The 717-nt window shown below is 65.7% G+C and carries 1 protein-coding gene; it reads left to right on the forward strand.

Features of this window, described 5'->3' with window-relative positions; all coding sequences use genetic code 11:
- Positions 1–717 (forward strand): ISAs1 family transposase (locus AC5ZG5_RS46325; protein WP_496165586.1); only part of this gene is annotated, 717 nt, incomplete at both ends.

The following is a 717-nucleotide window of genomic DNA, read 5'->3' on the forward strand; positions in this document are numbered from 1 at the left end:
GTTTCTGCGCCTGGAACATGGGATTCCCAGCCACGACACTTTCAGTCGCGTGTTCCGTTTGCTCGAGCCGGAAGCCTTCGAGGCAGCGTTCCGGCGCTTCATGGCGGCGTTTGCCAAGGCCAACCGGCTCAATCTCAGCGGGGTGGTCGCGATCGACGGCAAAGCGCTGCGAGGCGCCTTCGAGCGCGGTTCGCGCTACGAGCCTCTGCATCTGGTCAACGTCTTTGCGGTGGAAGCGCGCATGTCGCTGGCCCAGCAGAAGGCTCCCGGCCGCAACGAGACCAAGGGGGCGTTGGAGGTATTGGCGCTGCTGTCGCTCGAAGGCTGCGTCGTCACGGCCGATGCGCTGCATTGCCATCGTGCAATGGCCAAGACGGTGCTCGATCGCGGTGGCGACTACGTGCTGGCGATCAAGGCCAACCGTGGACCTCTGTTCAAGACTGTGGTCGCGCAGTTTGCCCGGTCCGGCGAGCGCAGGGCCGTCAAGACGGTCGAACCGTCCACCCACGACCGGCGCGAAGCGCGCCGGGCAACCATCATGCGCAATACCAGCCTGGCTGCCGTCCATGGCTTCCCGGGCGTCGTTGCGATCGGCCGCGTCACCTCGCGCAGGCAATTGCAGGGCAATCGCGCCGAGCCGCCGGTCGTGCGCTATTACGTGCTCTCCAAGTCCATGTCCGCCAGGCGGCTGCTGCAGGTCACGCGCAGTCATTGGAC

This window comes from Bradyrhizobium sp. Ses1 (genome assembly GCF_059512365.1).